The organism is Enterococcus sp. HMSC072F02 (genome assembly GCF_001837725.1).
Classification (GTDB): Bacteria; Bacillota; Bacilli; order Lactobacillales; family Enterococcaceae; genus Enterococcus_B; species Enterococcus_B lactis.
The window spans coordinates 31,713-49,078 of the sequence record NZ_KV833971.1; the positions used below are offsets into that span (position 1 = coordinate 31,713).

Annotated in this window: 16 protein-coding genes and 1 other annotated feature (1 of these 17 only partly in view); of the genes, 6 read left to right on the forward strand and 10 right to left on the reverse strand. The window is 40.3% G+C overall.

All coding sequences use genetic code 11. The annotated features are described in order from the left end of the window. Positions 1-190: a binding site (T-box leader), on the reverse strand; it reaches 51 nt to the left of the window's first position. The 4 genes from gltX to HMPREF2731_RS11990 all read right to left on the reverse strand — a co-directional run bounded on the left by gltX (position 187) and on the right by HMPREF2731_RS11990 (position 4,968). Then, complete coding sequence (gene gltX, locus HMPREF2731_RS11975) at positions 187-1,647, reverse strand: glutamate--tRNA ligase (protein ID WP_002293095.1); 1,461 nt, start codon at positions 1,645-1,647, stop codon at positions 187-189. It overlaps the preceding feature by 4 nt. Before the next feature lie 169 nt (positions 1,648-1,816). Continuing rightward, positions 1,817-2,974, reverse strand: coding sequence for a PIN/TRAM domain-containing protein (locus HMPREF2731_RS11980; RefSeq protein ID WP_002287448.1), 1,158 nt, complete (start codon positions 2,972-2,974; stop codon positions 1,817-1,819). A 33-nt stretch (positions 2,975-3,007) separates the two neighbouring features. After that, positions 3,008-4,378, reverse strand: a complete 1,371-nt coding sequence (gene radA / locus HMPREF2731_RS11985) for a DNA repair protein RadA (RefSeq protein ID WP_002293096.1) — start codon at positions 4,376-4,378, stop codon at positions 3,008-3,010. Positions 4,379-4,440: 62 nt separating this feature from the next. Further along, positions 4,441-4,968, reverse strand: a complete 528-nt coding sequence (locus HMPREF2731_RS11990) for a dCTP deaminase/dUTPase family protein (protein WP_002293097.1) — start codon at positions 4,966-4,968, stop codon at positions 4,441-4,443. A 229-nt stretch (positions 4,969-5,197) separates the two neighbouring features. Here HMPREF2731_RS11990 and proB point away from each other — a divergent pair, with 229 nt between their 5' ends. The 3 genes from proB to HMPREF2731_RS12005 all read left to right on the forward strand — a co-directional run bounded on the left by proB (position 5,198) and on the right by HMPREF2731_RS12005 (position 7,668). After that, entirely contained in the window at positions 5,198-6,004 is an 807-nt protein-coding gene (gene proB / locus HMPREF2731_RS11995; RefSeq protein WP_002287451.1) for a glutamate 5-kinase, read from the forward strand. Further along, positions 6,001-7,248 (forward strand): glutamate-5-semialdehyde dehydrogenase, encoded by a 1,248-nt coding sequence (locus HMPREF2731_RS12000; protein ID WP_002329828.1) that lies wholly within the window; start codon positions 6,001-6,003, stop codon positions 7,246-7,248. Before proB ends, HMPREF2731_RS12000 begins: the two co-directional genes overlap by 4 nt. A gap of 75 nt (positions 7,249-7,323) precedes the next feature. After that, on the forward strand, positions 7,324-7,668 hold the full coding sequence (locus HMPREF2731_RS12005) for a hypothetical protein (RefSeq protein WP_002293100.1): 345 nt from the start codon (positions 7,324-7,326) through the stop codon (positions 7,666-7,668). 254 nt (positions 7,669-7,922) lie between these two features. On the opposite strand, the gene HMPREF2731_RS12010 is transcribed toward HMPREF2731_RS12005, so the two are convergent. Beyond that, positions 7,923-8,243 (reverse strand): hypothetical protein, encoded by a 321-nt coding sequence (locus HMPREF2731_RS12010; protein WP_002293149.1) that lies wholly within the window; start codon positions 8,241-8,243, stop codon positions 7,923-7,925. A gap of 371 nt (positions 8,244-8,614) precedes the next feature. Beyond that, the gene (locus HMPREF2731_RS12015) at positions 8,615-9,817 is read right to left on the reverse strand and encodes an MFS transporter (protein ID WP_002329827.1); all 1,203 of its coding nucleotides are present in this window, start codon (positions 9,815-9,817) and stop codon (positions 8,615-8,617) included. 116 nt (positions 9,818-9,933) lie between these two features. Between HMPREF2731_RS12015 and HMPREF2731_RS12020 the strand changes: the two genes are divergently transcribed. Next, a complete protein-coding gene (locus tag HMPREF2731_RS12020; RefSeq protein ID WP_002310468.1) occupies positions 9,934-10,449 on the forward strand; it encodes a PadR family transcriptional regulator in 516 nt (171 codons plus the stop codon). A gap of 200 nt (positions 10,450-10,649) precedes the next feature. Here HMPREF2731_RS12020 and HMPREF2731_RS12025 read toward each other — a convergent pair whose 3' ends face one another. The 4 genes from HMPREF2731_RS12025 to HMPREF2731_RS12040 form a co-directional block, all read right to left on the reverse strand. After that, complete coding sequence (locus tag HMPREF2731_RS12025; protein WP_002310470.1) at positions 10,650-11,096, reverse strand: DUF2798 domain-containing protein; 447 nt, start codon at positions 11,094-11,096, stop codon at positions 10,650-10,652. Positions 11,097-11,142: 46 nt separating this feature from the next. Next, complete coding sequence (msr(C), locus tag HMPREF2731_RS12030) at positions 11,143-12,621, reverse strand: ABC-F type ribosomal protection protein Msr(C) (protein ID WP_002329826.1); 1,479 nt, start codon at positions 12,619-12,621, stop codon at positions 11,143-11,145. Between the two features lie 353 nt (positions 12,622-12,974). Continuing rightward, positions 12,975-13,604 carry a nitroreductase family protein gene (locus HMPREF2731_RS12035; protein WP_002310475.1) on the reverse strand — a complete coding sequence of 210 codons (630 nt, stop codon included), beginning with the start codon at positions 13,602-13,604 and terminating at the stop codon, positions 12,975-12,977. After that, a complete protein-coding gene (locus HMPREF2731_RS12040; protein WP_002315865.1) occupies positions 13,588-14,052 on the reverse strand; it encodes a MarR family winged helix-turn-helix transcriptional regulator in 465 nt (154 codons plus the stop codon). The genes HMPREF2731_RS12035 and HMPREF2731_RS12040 overlap by 17 nt, the downstream gene beginning before the upstream one ends. A 190-nt stretch (positions 14,053-14,242) precedes the next feature. Between HMPREF2731_RS12040 and HMPREF2731_RS12045 the strand changes: the two genes are divergently transcribed. Both HMPREF2731_RS12045 and HMPREF2731_RS12050 read left to right on the forward strand, forming a co-directional pair. Then, complete coding sequence (locus HMPREF2731_RS12045; RefSeq protein WP_002329825.1) at positions 14,243-14,449, forward strand: hypothetical protein; 207 nt, start codon at positions 14,243-14,245, stop codon at positions 14,447-14,449. A gap of 65 nt (positions 14,450-14,514) precedes the next feature. Next, positions 14,515-17,328 carry a glucosaminidase domain-containing protein gene (locus tag HMPREF2731_RS12050; protein ID WP_070873067.1) on the forward strand — a complete coding sequence of 938 codons (2,814 nt, stop codon included), beginning with the start codon at positions 14,515-14,517 and terminating at the stop codon, positions 17,326-17,328. The last annotated feature ends 38 nt before the right edge of the window (positions 17,329-17,366 follow it).

The following is a 17,366-nucleotide window of genomic DNA, read 5'->3' on the forward strand; positions in this document are numbered from 1 at the left end:
CTCTGACAGCTAACGCCTGTTATACGTTCTTGGCTACTTCGTTTCCTGTAAAACAGTTTCTCCTGTTTTCTGTATTTTCGCCAAGACCACTCCCAGAGGCATTTCGGCAACCATTCATTGATACCTTGCACCACCCGGTATCTCTCTTGTAATGATCAGCTGCTTACTTTTTTCTGTTCATCGTGTTTAGTTCAGTACTTGATTTAAATGTGCTAATGATTTTTCACGACCAAGCAATTCGATCGTTTCAGGCAATTCTGGGCCATGCATTTGTCCTGATACAGCTACACGGATCGGCATGAAAAGATTTTTCCCTTTTACGCCAGTTTCTTTTTGAACAGCTTTGATGGCAGCTTTTACAGTTGGAGCATCTACTACTTCCATTTGTTCTAGCTGTGCTTTAAATGCATGGAGAACAGTAGGAACTGTTTCACCAGCAAGTACTTCTTTTGCTGCTTCATTCAATACAGGATGTTCATTGAAAAATAGCGTAGACAGATCAACGATTTCTGCAGCATAGCTCATTTGAGGTTGATACAGGCTAACGATCTTCTTCACCCATTCGATTGTCTTTTCATCTGGGTTTTCTGCTACACGACCATCAGCGATTAGATAAGGCAGACACATGTCAGTAAATGCATCTAGATCCATTGCTTTGATGTAATGGTTGTTTACCCATTGCAGTTTTTTCGCATCGAAAGCTGCGGGTGATTTACTTAGGCGTTTTGGATCGAACATTTTGATCAATTCTTGGTGTTCGAAGATTTCGTCTTCGCCCACAGGTGACCAGCCCAATAATGCGATAAAGTTGAACATTGCATCTGGTAAATAACCTAATTCGCGATATTGTTCGATAAATTGTAAGATTGATTCGTCACGTTTGCTTAGTTTTTTGCCTGTTTCACTGTTGATGATCAACGTCATATGTCCGAATGTTGGTGGCGTCCAGCCAAATGCTTCATAGATCATCAGTTGTTTTGGTGTATTGGCAATATGGTCATCTCCACGTAAAACGTGAGTGATTTTCATCAAATGATCATCGACCGCAACAGCAAAGTTATAGGTTGGCATACCATCGCGTTTTTGGATGACAAAGTCGCCGCCGATATTATCGGATTCGAACGAAATAGCGCCTTTTACCATATCTGTAAATGCGTATTCTGTATTGCGAGGCACACGGAAACGTACAACAGATTCTAGACCTTGTGCTTCTTTTTCTGCTTGTTCTTCAGGTGTCAAGTTCGCACATGTTCCTGCGTAATGAGGCATTTCTCCTCTTGCGCGTTGTGCTTCCCGTTCTGCTTCTAATTCTTCTTCTGTGCAATAGCATTTGTATGCTCGATTGCTAGCAAGTAACTGATCAATCAGCGGTTGATAGATTTCTTTACGTTCAGATTGACGGTAAGGGCCGTATTCTCCAGGATTTTCAGGAGATTCATCCCAATCCATTCCCAACCAAGCAAGGTTTTCCAACTGGCTTTTTTCGCCATCTTCGATATTACGTTTTTGGTCAGTATCCTCAATACGAATAATAAAGTCTCCATCATTGTGGCGGGCAAACAAATAATTGAACAATGCAGTTCTTGCATTTCCAATATGCAGGTGCCCAGTTGGACTTGGTGCATAGCGTACGCGTACTTTCGTCATTTTCTTCCTCTTCTTTCAAACTAGACTTTGACTAACAGTAAAAATTCCGTCAGTTACGGCTTCTCAAATATCATTTATTTAAAGCCACTCAGCACAAATTTTACCTTTTCTAAGGTAAATAGTAAAGCCAACTGGTTGAATTTCCTTACCAGTTGGCTGAATTTCTTTTTTATTTTGATTGTTTTGTCTTTTTCTCTGTCTCTTTTTTATTGTCGATCCCTCGTCCTGCATGGGCAGGTTTAGCAAAGATCATGCGTCCAGCGGCTGTTTGAAGAGCGCTTGTCACAACGACTTCGATACGTTCATTCATGTAATGCTGTCCATCTTCTACGACAACCATCGTGCCGTCATCAAGGTAGGCTACCCCTTGCTGGCGTTCTGTCCCAGCTTTTACTACTAGAACATTCATCGTTTCGCCAGGAATGACGACTGGTTTCACGGCATTTGCCAACGCATTGATATTAAGAACAGGTACATTTTGGAATTCAGAGACTTTATTCAAGTTATAGTCATTGGTTACGATGACACCGTCTAAAAGCTTGGCTAATTTGATCAATTTGCTGTCTACTTCGCTGATATCTTCAAAGTCTCCATCATACATTTCGACAGATATACCTTCTTCTTTTTGCAAAGCATTCAAGATATCTAATCCGCGACGACCACGCACACGTTTCAAACTATCCCCTGAGTCCGCGATGTATTGTAGTTCGTAAAGAACAAAATTAGGGATCATCAAGGTTCCTTCTAAGAATCCAGTCTTTGTAATATCATAAATCCGACCATCAATGATCACGCTTGTATCCAAGATTTTATATTTATGGAAATTTTCTCCTGATTTTCGTTCTAACAGTTGGCTCTCCACTTGGCTAGCTGTTTCTTGCTCGATTTTTTTACTTCGTGAACCAAAGACTTTCTTCCATTCTTCGATTCGTGTCGTTCCCATTCTCAATCCCAGATAACCTAAGATGATCATCAGTAAAATCGGCAATACACTATTGACGAATGGAATTTCCATATTGTAAAGAGGGGTTGAGATCACAACGCCCAAAGTCAATCCGATGATCGCACCGATCGCACCGAAGAGAAGATAAGTCAAACTGACCTCGCTTAGTTTTTGTTCTACTTGTTTGATAATAGCTGAGATATGTTTGGCCAACAGCAAAGATAATAAAAAGAAAATAAGTGCGCCTAACAAGCTGTTGGTAAATGTATTATTCAGCCACCCATTTGACTGTTGACCAATTGCCTGCCAAGCTGAGGGTAAAAATGAAATACCCAAGCTTGCGCCGACAATGATCATCAGCAACGTAATGACACGTTTTTGCATCGTTTTTCCTCCGTTTCGACAATCATTTATTATTTAGCGGAACACACGCTTCAACGTTTCAGCCAAAGTTGCTACTCCAACGATCTCGATTCCTTTTGGCGCTTCCCAGTTGCCTAAGTTGTTTTTAGGCAGGTAAACTTTTGTGAAGCCGAGTTTTTGGACTTCTTTGACCCGTTGTTCAATATGACTGACACGTCTGATTTCTCCAGTCAGTCCGATTTCACCGATGAAACATTCCGTCGGCTGTGTTCCTTTTTCTTTGTAGCTTGAAGCAATACTGACAGCGATAGCTAAATCAATCGCTGGTTCATTTAATTTTACCCCACCTGCAGCTTTTAAGTAAGCATCTTGATTCTGAAGAAGTAGTCCAGCTCTTTTTTCCAGCACTGCCATGATCAGAGATACACGATTGAAATCAAGACCTGTTGTTGTTCGCTTAGCATTTCCGAACATAGTAGGTGTGACTAATGCTTGGATCTCTACCAAAATTGGACGTGTTCCTTCCATTGCTACAACGATAGCAGAGCCAGTCGCACCGTCTAGGCGTTCCTCTAAGAAAATCTGTGAAGGGTTAGCGACTTCTTCCAATCCATGCTCATGCATTTCAAAAATCCCAATCTCGTTCGTTGAGCCAAATCGGTTTTTTACCGCTCGTAAAATTCGGAAACTATGATGTTGTTCACCTTCAAAATATAACACTGTATCCACCATATGCTCTAACATTCTTGGACCGGCGATCGAACCTTCTTTCGTAACATGACCGACGATAAAGATGGCAATCCCATTTGTTTTAGCGATTTTGAGTAATTCTGCAGTGGTTTCTCTTACTTGGCTGACGCTTCCTGCCACACTTGTGATGTCTGGCTGCGTCATCGTTTGGATGGAATCAATAATAACATAATCAGGGGAGATATGTTCGATGGCACGACTGATTTCATTCATATCTGTTTCAGCGTATAGATAAAATTCTGTGTTGATACTTCCGAGGCGCTCCGCGCGTAATTTTATCTGTTCTGCGCTTTCTTCGCCGGATACATACAAGACTTTCCCGCCTATGGCTGCTAATTGCTGAGAAACTTGTAATAGCAAAGTGGATTTACCAATACCTGGATCACCACCGATCAAGACCATGGATCCCGGTACCACACCTCCACCTAGCACACGGTTCAGTTCTTCTAATTTCGTTTTGACCCGAGGTTCTTTTTTAGGGACGACGTCTGCTATTTTTGTTGGTTTCGCTTTTTCTCCTGTCAAACTTGTTCGCGTTCTGCGGTCTGTTGTATCTTGTTCGATTTCTTCGACCATCGTATTCCATTTTCCGCAATTTGGGCAGCGTCCCAAGAACTTAGGCGACACATACCCGCAATTTTGGCAAACAAATTGTACTTTTGATTTTTTTGCCATTGTACCGCCTCCTTTTATTCTAACCATGAGACATTAAATCAAGCTTAAATTTCTTTATCGTTTTATTTACTGGAAGAACCAAATCCGCCTTGACGTTGAGCAGTCGTTTGATCTTGATCTGCTTTTAAAAATGGCAAGAAGATCCCTTGACCGATACGCTCACCTTTTTTGATCACTACATCCTTGAAACCAAAGTTGGTGAATTGGAACATGATATGGCCTTCATTTGCCTCATTATTGTAATAATCGCTGTCAATCACACCCACGCCGTTCGTCAACACTAAAAACCGCTTCAACGGATTGCTTGAACGGTTAGCAAGCTGCAAAAATTCATCTTCTCCCATGTAGGCTTTGATCCCAGTAGGTACGAGGATCGGTTTCAACTGTTTTTCATTTTCTGATACGTCTTTTTTCAATGTATCTGCGATTGTTTCCAATCCTTTTTTCCAGCCTGCTTTCCAGATACTTGGAATCACGACCTCTTCTGCTGCTTCAAAATCATAGCCAGCAGCATGATGTGTAGCGCGCTGCGGTAGATTGATATTTTGCTCTTTATATTTAGAAATAACTTCAAATCCTCTTTTTCTCACCGGTTTTCCTCCCTAAATAAACTACTCCTATTCTAACATATTCGAGGCTATAAAAGACTCTCTTTACAAATTCTTCAAGAAATTCTGCTATCCTAAAGTCAACCATTAACGCGTTCTTTTACCGAACAACTGCAAGTTGTACAAAAAAACTATTTTTTACATGACTTTACTCGTCAAAACAAGTAGAATAGAACGAAATTAATGAGTGGATATTTGATTGAGGTGTCACATGCGTAAAGAAATAAAAAATGCAAAACGAATTATTGTCAAAGTAGGAACAAGTACATTGATCTATCCCAATGGAAACATCAATCTTGCGGCGATCGATCAGTTAGCTTTTGTCCTTTCCGATCTTAGAAATCGTGGAAAGGAAGTGATCCTAGTCTCATCGGGAGCTGTAGGCGTCGGTATGCATAAATTACATTTGTCAGAACGTCCGACTTTGATCCCTGAACAGCAAGCTGCGGCGGCTGTTGGTCAAGCCGAATTGATGAATATCTATAATCAAAGATTCAGTGTATATAATCAGCAGACAGCACAAATCCTCGTGACAAGAGACGTGGTAGATTACCCTGAAAGTCGTAAAAATGTGAGGAATACATTGGAACAGCTTTTGATCATGGATACGATTCCTATCGTGAACGAAAACGATACTGTCGCAGTAGATGAATTAGATCATCTGACAAAATTTGGCGATAATGATCAGCTGTCAGCAATCATGGCAAAACTTGTCGCGGCAGACCTTTTGATCGTTCTTTCTGATATCGACGGTTTTTATTCAGATAATCCGACTACAAATCCCGAGGCTCAGATGTATCGCTATATCGATAAAATCGATGAAAAGATTCTGGCACAAGCAGGTGGTGCAGGCAGCACCTTTGGAACAGGCGGTATGCAAAGTAAATTAAAAGCAGCTTCTAGGATATTTGAAGCAAACAGTGCAATGATTCTAGCAAATGGAAAAAATCCGGCAATCATTTTTGATATTCTTGCAGGAAAAGAAGTAGGTACTTTATTTAAGGAGGACTTGAAATGACTGATTTGATGCAATTAGGGCAACAGGCAAAAGATAGTGCGCAACAACTAGCACTTATGCCTACAAACCGTAAAAATGAGCTACTTGTTCAGATGGCGAAAACCATCAAAAAGAATCAACAAGCGATCATCGAAGCAAATCAGAAAGACTTAGAAAAAGCAGTCGAAAACAATATCAGTGAAACGATGCAAGACCGCTTGCAGCTGACACCTGAGCGAATCAATGCCATGGCTGCAGAGATCGAAAAGATTGCTTCGTTAGACGATCCTATTGGAAAAGTAGATGAGATGTGGACGAACACCGACGGATTGAGAATCGGCAAAAAGCGCGTGCCCCTCGGCGTGATCGGTATCATTTACGAATCTCGTCCAAATGTCACGACTGATGCAGCCAGTCTAGCGTTCAAATCAGGGAATGCCGTTATCCTTCGCGGTGGCAAAGAAGCATTCTTCTCGAACCAATTACTGGTCCAACTATTGCAGCAAGTACTGGTCAGTGCTGGCGAATCTCCTTATGCCATCCAGTTTGTCGATGATACTTCACACGAAACTGCAGGACAGTTAATGCGATTGACAGAATACTTAGATGTGCTGATCCCTCGAGGCGGAGCAAAATTGATCCAACGAGTCAAAGAACAGGCAACGGTACCTATCATTGAAACAGGTACAGGAAATAATCACGTATACATCGATAAAGAAGCACAGTTGTCTATGGCAGTGAAAATCATCGTCAATGCAAAAGCTTCCCGTCCTTCTGTCTGCAACGCGGCAGAAACATTACTGATCCATTCTGAGATCGCACCCTTTTTCTTACCAGCCATTGAAAAAGAACTGGTAGAACACGGCGTCTCTTTACGTGCGGATGCTCGTGCGTTAGAATATCTAGAGACAGCTGCTTTAGCAGAAGAGGCAGATTGGGATACTGAATATCTAGATTATATCCTTGCCGTCAAAGTAGTCGATTCTTTAAGTGAAGCAATTGCGCATATCAACCGACATAACACCAAGCATTCAGAAACAATCGTGACAGATAGCTATTCGGCTAGTCAGCGTTTCTTGAATGAAGTGGACGCGGCGGCTGTCTATGTCAATGCCTCCACTCGTTTTACAGACGGATCGGTATTTGGTTTTGGTGCAGAGATCGGCATCTCCACTCAAAAGCTACATGCCCGTGGTCCAATGGGGTTAAATGAATTAACTTCCACAAAATATATCATTTATGGCGATGGACAAATCCGCGAATAATGTTTCGTGTGAAACATTATTCACGCCTTTTGCCTTTTTACTGTAAAGGTTCTATCCAATTAGAAAGGTGTCAATATGTTTGAAATTTTAATGATTTTTTTTATTTACCTTATTTCTCTGAATATCGCTGCTTTTCTAGGAGTCGGTATTTTATCCCTTTTTTTTCAGTTCAAAAAACGAAGCATAGGGAGTCAACGGGAAAAATGGGCGCAGTATTTTGACAAAATTGGGCCAAAAGGTTTGGTTGCTCGCTTACACATCAGCTATATGGTTGCATTATGCCTGTTAGCTGGAGTCAATTACTATTCTTTTTTCGATCATTCAATTGCCTATACGATTACGTTGCTGATTGCTGGTATCTTTCACTTATCTTATAAATATCAGCTGAATAAAAACCACTTGAATCGGACTTTCCGCTAAAAAATATCCGTACGATAAGTAGGGTGCTTTGAACATCGGCAAAAAACTGCCGAACTTTTTAGAGCGTGGGACAAAAGTAAAGAAAAACTTTTGTCCCACGCTCTAAACATGTATAAACGGCGGGAGCAGAAGCAACTCCTTCGGAAATAAGCTGAAATTCGCAAAAATTTGAAAAGCAATTTTCGTGAATTTCTTCTTATTTCTTGGAGTTAAACGCTTCTGTCCCGGCCTCTTTCCATATAAACGGTGTTCTCCTACCAGCTGCCTGGTAAATCTGTTTCCTCTTCGTTAAGAAGTGAAAATCCGTCAAATGTTTCGCCATCATAATAACGAAGCAGCTCATCCATGGACAAGTTCATCGTTTTTTCTTCTTCCGCTGATTCTGCCAATAGCTGTTCCCGATACACCTGATACATACCAGCTATTTTTTGCTGCATCGCTTTTCTAGTTTCACCTTCCGCGTTGATCATTGGCAATTCTTTGATATAGCCACGATAAATCAACCGATCATCTGAAAATTCAATGGGTAATTCAACGAGTGTCAACCCGACTTCCTGAAAATATTCTTCCAGCATCTATTATCCCCCCATTCTTTTTCTTAAATGAATTTTAGCTTACCTACTGAAAATTTTCCAGTTTCATTATTTTGAGAAAAAAAGGGAATGTGACAAAAATCGTGTCACATTCCCTTTTTCCGAATAAACGGTGTTCAATCAGCTGTCCTTCGGTATTCGCTCAACAAATGGCAAAATATGAAGAACTACTTTTCCGTTGCTTCTCTAATACTCAGGTCAAAGCGCTGATTTCACAATCTCTTCCTTAAACAGTGTTCAAAAGCTTGCATCTGCGGTAATAAGTCCAACCAAACGAAAAATAGGAGGAGCTATTTTTGTTTGGCTGTTCTTATTACTTGATGCAGGACAGCTTTTTCACAACCTCTTATTTCTTATTCTTCTTCATTTGTAGCAAAATAATTACGGTGATAAATGATACAACATACACTGATAAGAACAATGGCCCCTGCAAAATAAAACGCATAGCTTTCACCAATATGTTCGCCGATCACACCTGCAATAAATGGTGCTAAAGCTCCACCGAAAAAGCGGACAAAACTATAGCTGGAAGAAGCAACGTTTCGTTGCAGACCGGGTATTTCCATAGCAATCGTCGTCAACAGTGTATTGATGATTCCTTGGAAAAATCCTGCTAACACAATACTGATCGGTACAAGGACTGGCATAGAAGTTCCAGCTCCTAATAACAGCAAACAAATAATGAATAAGACAAATGCAGCTAAAATCGTCCGATAAGTCGTAAACTTCCGCTCAAGAGCTGGTGCAACGAAAATCGAAGCAATAGCCAGAAGCACACCCCAGCCAAAAAATACAAAACCGACTTCTAATTCAGAATAGCCAATCAATAAAAATGGCGCATACGCAAGTAAAGTAAAGAATCCGAAATTATATAACAATGCGATCAGTCCAACTGAACGAAGTTTATGATTGCTTAACGCTTTGACACCTTCCCAAAGGCCTACTTTTCTCTTTGATTTCTCAGTTTCAGGTAAAAGTACCGCTAGGGCTATAAAACCGCAAAACATCAAAAATGCTACCCCAAAAAATGGATAACGCCATGAACCGCTGCCCAAGACCCCACCGACTAGCGGGCCAACAGCCATTCCGCAGCCAAGAGCTGCTTCATACATCATGATTGCTTTTTCTGTGTTACCGACTAAAATACTGACGATCGTTGCTAAAGCAGTAGAGACAAATAAAGCATTCCCGACTCCCCAGCCAGCACGTAACCCAATCAACATACCGATATTGCCAGATAATCCACCAAGACCAGCGAATACAACGATGATAAACAATCCGGTCATCAATGTTTTTTTCAAGCCAATCCGACTAGATAGGAAACCTGTAAATAGCATCACCACACCAGTGACTAGCATGTAACTAGTAAATAACAGGGTCGTTTCAGCTGGCGTAGCGTTTAACTGTGCAGCAATCGTTTTTAAGATCGGGTCTACTAGGCCCACTCCCATAAAAGCGATCATACAGGTAGCTGCTACAACTAGCGCCGAACTTTTCCCCTTTGTTTCTTCATTTGTTTGTTCTTGTATATCTATTTGATTCTCCAATATATCCATCCCTTTCTCTCTATTAGCATCATACATGATTTATTTTACATGTAAATATGCACATGTAAAACATGGAAATTTTACTGTGATATAATAAAGAAAATAAGACGAGAGGTAGGATTTTTATGAATACTTTAGCCTATATATTATTATGTGTGCTTTTATCCAAACCGCGTTCTGGGTATGAATTGAAGCAGCTGATCACGATTTTTTGGGAAGCTCATCACAGTCAGATTTATACGACGCTTGCCAAGTTAGACCAGCAGGGTTATGTGACCGTTTTGGACAAAGACGAGCACTCTCAAAAAAAGATCTACCACTTGACTGATGAAGGACGTGCCCTTGTGGAGGAATGGATCAAAGAGGAGACCCCAGCTCCTACACAAAAAGATGAATTTTTAGCAAAAATCTATGCTTTTTCAACACTCGACAAAACAACAGCTACTGGACTGCTATTCACTAGAGAACAACAGCTGAACAAAATCATGCAAAAAAATCAAAAAAAATTGAATGACCTCTCGCTAGACAAGAGACAAGAATTTGGGCGTTATGTTGTGATCCAGCGCCGAATCATGCTTTGTCAGCAGGAACTCCAATGGTGTCAGCAAGTAAGAGAACAAATGCAGCCGTTTTTTGAGTAATGGATAAACAGAACCTTTCTAGATTTATCTATTAAGCAACGAATCCTCTTCACTAAAAGAACGATACAGCTGAAAAAGAAAAACGATCCGAAAGACAGGCAAAAACCTATCGTTCGGATCATTTTTCTTTCTAGAACTGCATTGAAGGGACTGTGACAAAAAGCAAGTCACAACCTTTTTTTCAAATAAACAGTATTCCATCATTCATTGCTTTGAATGGCTTTCAACACACTTCTTGAAAGTGGGCCAACGATGATCAACTGCAACGGTAAAGCGGCAATCACATTCATTTTCCAAGCATTCATATAAGCAGAGAATAATTGATCAGGTATTCCTTGTTCCATGATCACACCAAACAAAGACATACATGTGACCATTCCTAAAACCATCAAGCAGGAAATAGTTAAGATCATTTGGATCTTGCTTTCTGGATTTACTGGTAGTTTAAAGGCAATTTTTTTCGCCAGCACACCGATGATGAAGACATCCAAAATGAAAGCCACCACGAATCCAGGCACTAGACCAATCAACAAACTTGATAAATGAAGATCTTGATGCAGCCATAAATTATACGCGCTCATCCCCAAGACCATCAAAAAACACATCATTGTTGTAAAAATTATTCCTTCTTTTTTATTTGTAGGCAATCTGTACCACTCCTTTAAATTTGTCACGAAAATCATCGTAGCACATTTAAAAATTTCTCGTAAGTACTTTTTTTATTTTCTGCCCTTTTATTTCATAAACTTCATCAGCCGTACGTTCGACAAAGTAGGAATCATGAGAAGTAAACAAAATCGTTCCCGGATATACTTGCATCAGCTGCTCTAAAGCTTCGATCGTTGCCATATCAATGAAATTAGTCGGTTCATCTAACAGCAACACATTACTTGGCTTAGTAAAAAGCAAAGCAATCGTCAAACGGGTCGCTTCTCCCCCACTTAACGTACACAACGGTTTCGTCAGAGTTTCCTGAGCAAACCCTAAGTGATTCAGCAAACTACGGACAAGCGATTCCGAAAACTCTGTTTGTCTCATGACAAAACGAATGACGGATTCTTCAGATGTCATTTGATAATCCTTTTGCTGATAGACTTGAAAGCTTACTTTCGGCGAAAGGAGGATTCCTTCTCCTTGTTTGCGGATATGTTCCAATAAGGTTGTCTTACCTGAACCATTTTCGCCGACAATCGCGATTTTTTTACCTAAAGAAAATTGAAAATCGCTATTTATCAGTAATATTCTCCCGTTTCTTTCCAATTGGATATTTTGTCCCATGATTGGATAACGATTGTGGAGTGCAAGAGATTTTGGTACTGGAAAACGGATTTGTTTCATCTGTTGCGGCTTAGTTGTTTCTCCTATTTTTTGGAGTCTTCTCTCTAATGTTTTCGCATTCTTTTGGATGGCTTTTTGTACACTGTCTTTTTGTTTAGAGGAAGACAACCGATCCGGTCTGATTTGTTGCTTTTTCTTTTTACTAGACACTTTTTCCAACTTTTCCGCTTGTTTTTTCTTTTCTTGGATCGATTTTTCCAATCGTTTTTTCTCTTTCATGATCGACTCTGCTTCTCGTAGCTGAGTCTTTTTCTCCAATTCCTTTTGAGTGAGATAGGCACTATAATTCCCCGAAAACTCTCGGATTTCTCCGTCTTTTACTTCCCAGATTTTCGTTGCCAGCTCATCTAGAAAATAGCGGTCATGACTAACAAAAATCAGCGTGCCATAATAATAACGAAGCTCTTCAATCAGTCGATCCACACTTTTTCTATCTAGATGGGTCGTCGGCTCGTCTAGAAGCATCCCTTGTTCATAAGAAGAAAGAAGACGTATCAACTCGATCTTTCGTTCTTCCCCTCCACTCCATTTCCGTTCCGAAGTTTCTTCCAGTTTTAACTGGAAATGACTGGCTAATTCCAAATTCAGATCCTTTGTTTCAGCAAGATAGGTTAATTGAGGCAGATAGTTGAAAGTGATCTCTGTTTGGATTTTCCCTTGATTGGGGATAAGTTCTCCGGCTATCAGTTTCAGCAACGTTGATTTACCGACTCCATTTTCTCCTATGATTCCTATTCGATCTTGCTGATAGACACGAAGAGAATCAATAGATAATTCTAACTGGTTACCAAAACGAACTTGCAGGTTTGTTATATTTATTGCTAAATTTTCCATATGTTTTACACTCCTATTTCATGTAAAACAACAATTATCGATACTAAAAAAGAGCAGAAAAATCTGTTTGCAAAAAAACTGCATAACATCTTTTCCTACTCTGAACGAAATAACTATGACTAAATCATCAAATCTGTCATAGCTTTCACCTATTCTACTGTCGTTGGAAAAAATGGACATACTCCACCCATGAAATTGTTGTTTATACATGTCTTTTGAATTTATTTAGTTGTTATTCAAAAGTTCAAAACGTAATTTCATCGATGCAGTCATTTTTCCGACCTCCTTTTTTATTAGGTTACCACACACGATTCAAAAAAAGCAATAGCTACTGAATAGTAACTGAAAACCTTTTATTTGAACGTAGTGATCTTTTCTGGTGCTAAACGAACAGACTCATAACCTTCTTCTACCGCTTTTCCTATTGATAAAATAATAACTGGAACATAGCGGTCTTTATCCAAACCAAATGCCTCTGCCAACTGATCTGCTTCGAATCCACCAATTGGATTTGTTTCATAGCCATGATCACGTGCAACTAACATGAATTGCATAGCCGCTAAGCTAGAATCGACTTTGACTACATCGTTCATTTCTTCTCTTGAAAAGCTCTTGTAATAAGGAATGATCGCAGCTAATTGTTGATCTCTGACTTCTTTTGGCATCTTCCCTGATTCGTAAGCTTGGTTATAGATTTCTTCGCCATATTCGTAACATTGCATATCGCCAAAAATCATGACCATTGCAGAAGAAGTATCATTTTGTCTCGTATTGAAACGGATCAAAGGACGCAAGATTTCTTTTGCTTCCTCGCTTTCAGCGACCACAAAGCGCCATGGTTGCATGTTGACAGAAGAAGGAGCAGTCGTCGCTTCTTTGATCATTTCCAGCATTTCTTCGTGTGGGATTTTGTATGTTTCATCATATACGCGAACGGATCTTCTACCAGTCATAATTGTTGAAAAATCATTTTTTTGTTCCATTATTATTAACCTCTTTCGTTTCTGTTGTTATATTGCAAAGTTGGGTATTCAATTTATCTAAAAGTGTTAGGAATTGTTTCATTTCTGCATCGCTGAAAGCTGGGGACAGCACGGAACCTGTATCTTTATGGTCCATTTCACAATGCTCGATTTTCTGCTGGGCTTTTTCTGTCAGTGCTACGTACACTTCCCGGTTGTTCTGAGGATTTCTCTGACGCGAAACATAGCCGTTTGCTTCTAAAACCTTCAGATGACGTGTAACTGCTCCTTGATCAATCTGCAACTTTTCTTGCAAACTGCTTTGCAGCAATGGATTTTCTTCTTTCAGTCTCATCATGATCTCATATCTAGTAAGACTTATACCGATATTTTCCTCAAAGATCTGGACGATTTTTTGATCGGCTAATTTGATTTGATATAAAAGGTGGCTAATCTCTTCTAAAGACATAATTTCCTCCTCTCTAATAATTGACTAGTCAACGATTGACTTGTCAATAATAGAATAAAAAAAGAAAAAAGTCAAAGAATCAGCTGTGAAATTAAAAAACAAAGGCTTTCAATAGAAATGAGTGTAAATAAAAGAAATCTCTTGTAGAATGAAAAGAAGGAACAATAAAAAAGAAAGAGAGGATAATGATGTGAGAAAAAGAATAGTAGCCGCAGTATTTCTCTTAGTGAATGCGACGTTGTTACCTAATAGTCTCGTATTTGCTGATACCGTTTTGGCAAATGTTCAAACAACAGAAACATCTACCCTATCAGAAGATGAAAGCGCACCATCCCAATCAAGCCTATCTGGAGAGAATTCCTATCAAAATCTAGAAGACAGCTCTTCTGCAGTATAAAATTTTACACCGCCAAAAATCTCTGGAAATCCCTCTTTGCAAGGAGCAATGGTAGATTTGAACAAATGAAACCTGATAAAATCCACCTTTCAGCTTCAAAACAAACAAAGGAATCGTTCATTCAGCAGCAATCTGCTCATAGCTACATTGATACGCAAGGTGTGTATGAGATTGTCTCTACTGATGTCCAGCTATCCGATGGACAATGGGTGGATAAAGGAACGATCCAACTAGTCATACCAACAGAGCCAACAGAACAAGTCACCAATTATCTGGCCTATTATGTAGCAAAAAAAATCAAAACCTATTCTTTACCCTTGGAAAAATCAGCAGATTTCTTGATGTTTGACGATTCGATCACTCTAGACAAGGAGCATTTTCTTTCTTCCGTACGTGCGTATTACTCAGAAGTTGCAGCTGGTCCTATCATTCAAACACATATAAGTATGACAGAAACCTATACGACTCTGAATGAAACAGATATTTATCCTACCTTCTATCGCCAAGAAGAACATCAAAAAATATCTGGACCAGCCCTCATCACGGATAAAGTAGCGTTATCGGATCAAACAACTTGGGTACATATCCAAACAGCAAACTATGAAGGATGGGTAGCAGCAAACTCTGTAACTGCTCATGAGCCAAAAACAGTTCCAGTTGAAGCATCACAAGGTCAGCTTTCTGAATCAGCCGTTGCCTCTCTGTCACTTGATCAAGCTTGGTTAGAACAATCAGAGGAAACCATTTCACATTCAGAAAGTTATCACGTACAAAGAGCAGTCCAAATCAGCGATCAAGTGTTTTATGCGCTGACAGCAAAGGATTCTTCAATCGTTTTTGTCTCACAGAAAGAATTCCAACCAGAGGATCCAGTATCAGCAGAGACTGATTCCTCAAATGAACAGATAGTAACAGCTGAAAGTACAGCATCTGATTCAAAAGAAACAACTGATTCTTCTTTCCAGCCGCAAAACAAAGTGCCACAGACAGATGAATCTACCTTGCGTACTGCACATCCATCTATTACTTATAGTACACATGTCAAAAATCGTGGTTGGCTGCCAAATGTTTCTAGCGGTCAACTTTCAGGAACAACAGGTCAATCTTTACAAGTAGAAGCTTTTCGTATCCATCTTTCATCCTCCCTCTCTGGTGCTATTGAATACACCTCTTATGTCCAAGGTTCAGGATGGCAAAATTGGGTAGCTAATGGCGCTATTTCTGGAACGACTGGACAAGTCAAACAGATTGAAGGAATCAATATTCGATTAACTGGACAATTAGCAGCAACTTACAATGTTTATTATAGAGTCCATGTACGAAATTTTGGCTGGCTTCCTTGGACAATGAACGGAAATCCTTCCGGAACACTTGGGTACGGTCATCAAATCGAAGCAATTGAAATCCAATTATTGGACAAAAACAGTTCCGGCCCTGCTACTAACGGTATTTCTTATATCGAAAAGGAACCATCCGTATTGGCGAATACTCACGTAACTAACAGAGGATGGTTAGGCCAGACAGATGCTGCTACTCAAGCTGGTACGACTGGCCAACGGTTAAGTCTTCAAGCAATGCAACTGCGTTTATCTGAAAATACAATTGGTGGCGGTATCACTTATCAATCCCATATCGCTAACAAAGGTTGGGAAACCAACTGGGCACAAAATGGCACGATTTCTGGTACGACTGGACAAAATCTGCCTATTGAGGCGATCCGCATCAATCTGACTGGCACAATCAGCACCCGATATGACGTTTATTATCGTGTACATGCACAAGAATTCGGCTGGATGAACTGGGCAAAGAACGGTGAATCAGCTGGTACACAAGGCTATGCTTACCGTGCAGAAGCGATTCAAATTGTATTAGTAAGGAAAGGAGGAGCCGCACCTGGTGCAACTACTCGCGCCTTTCGTATAGCTCCACCTAGAATCACGTTGCAAGGACATGTATCGAATATTGGCTGGGTAAGCCAAACGAGCCTGAACAACTCGATCAGCTACGCAAATCAAGGAAGACAATTTGAAGCGATTCGCGCAAATTTAAGAACATCAAGGTATACTGGCGGTATCCAATATGATTCACACATAGCTGACAGCGGTTGGACCAGAACTGTATCCAATGGAGCGATCTCAGGAACGACTGGACAAAATCGCTCTCTTCAAGCCTTTTCCTTTCAGTTAACAGGAGAACTTGCTGAAAACTATGATATTTATTATCGTGCCTTTGTTCGTTCCAGAGGCTGGTTAGGCTGGGCATCAAATGGACAAAAAGCAGGCTCTGTCAGAATGAATTTGCCTGTTGAAGGTATCCAGCTAACCATTGTTGAAAACGACCGGCGGCCAAGCGGCTATCAGCCAAACCAACTGACGATTCTAGGACAAGTGAATGATCAGACACCTCAGGGAAGATTCATCAATTCTGTCAGCCAAAGTGCGAATCGTATCGCGCCTGCTCATGGCTTGTATACTTCTGTCATGTTGGCTCAAGCGATCCTAGAAACAGGATATGGCACAAGCTATCTAGCTCAGCACGCGAATAACTTCTTTGGGATAAAATTCAAAGACGGCGAAGATGAAGGAAAGTATGGCTATATCTGGCATATATCTAACGAAGTGATTAATGGTGTCGTTGTCCCTGTCAATTCAAAATTTCGGGTCTATCAGTCCACTGACCAATCCTTCTTAGATAACGCCTTAAAATTAAGATATGGTGTTTCTTGGGACCCAAACCGATATGCGGGGACATGGAAAGTCAATGCACGTTCTTATAGAGATGCTACCCGTGCATTAACAGGAACATACGCGACAGATCCTGATTACGGTCAAAAATTGAATAATCTGATCGAATATTGGAAGCTGGATCAATTTGATTGAACGGGTATAAAAACATACTAAGATTAGAGGGGAACATC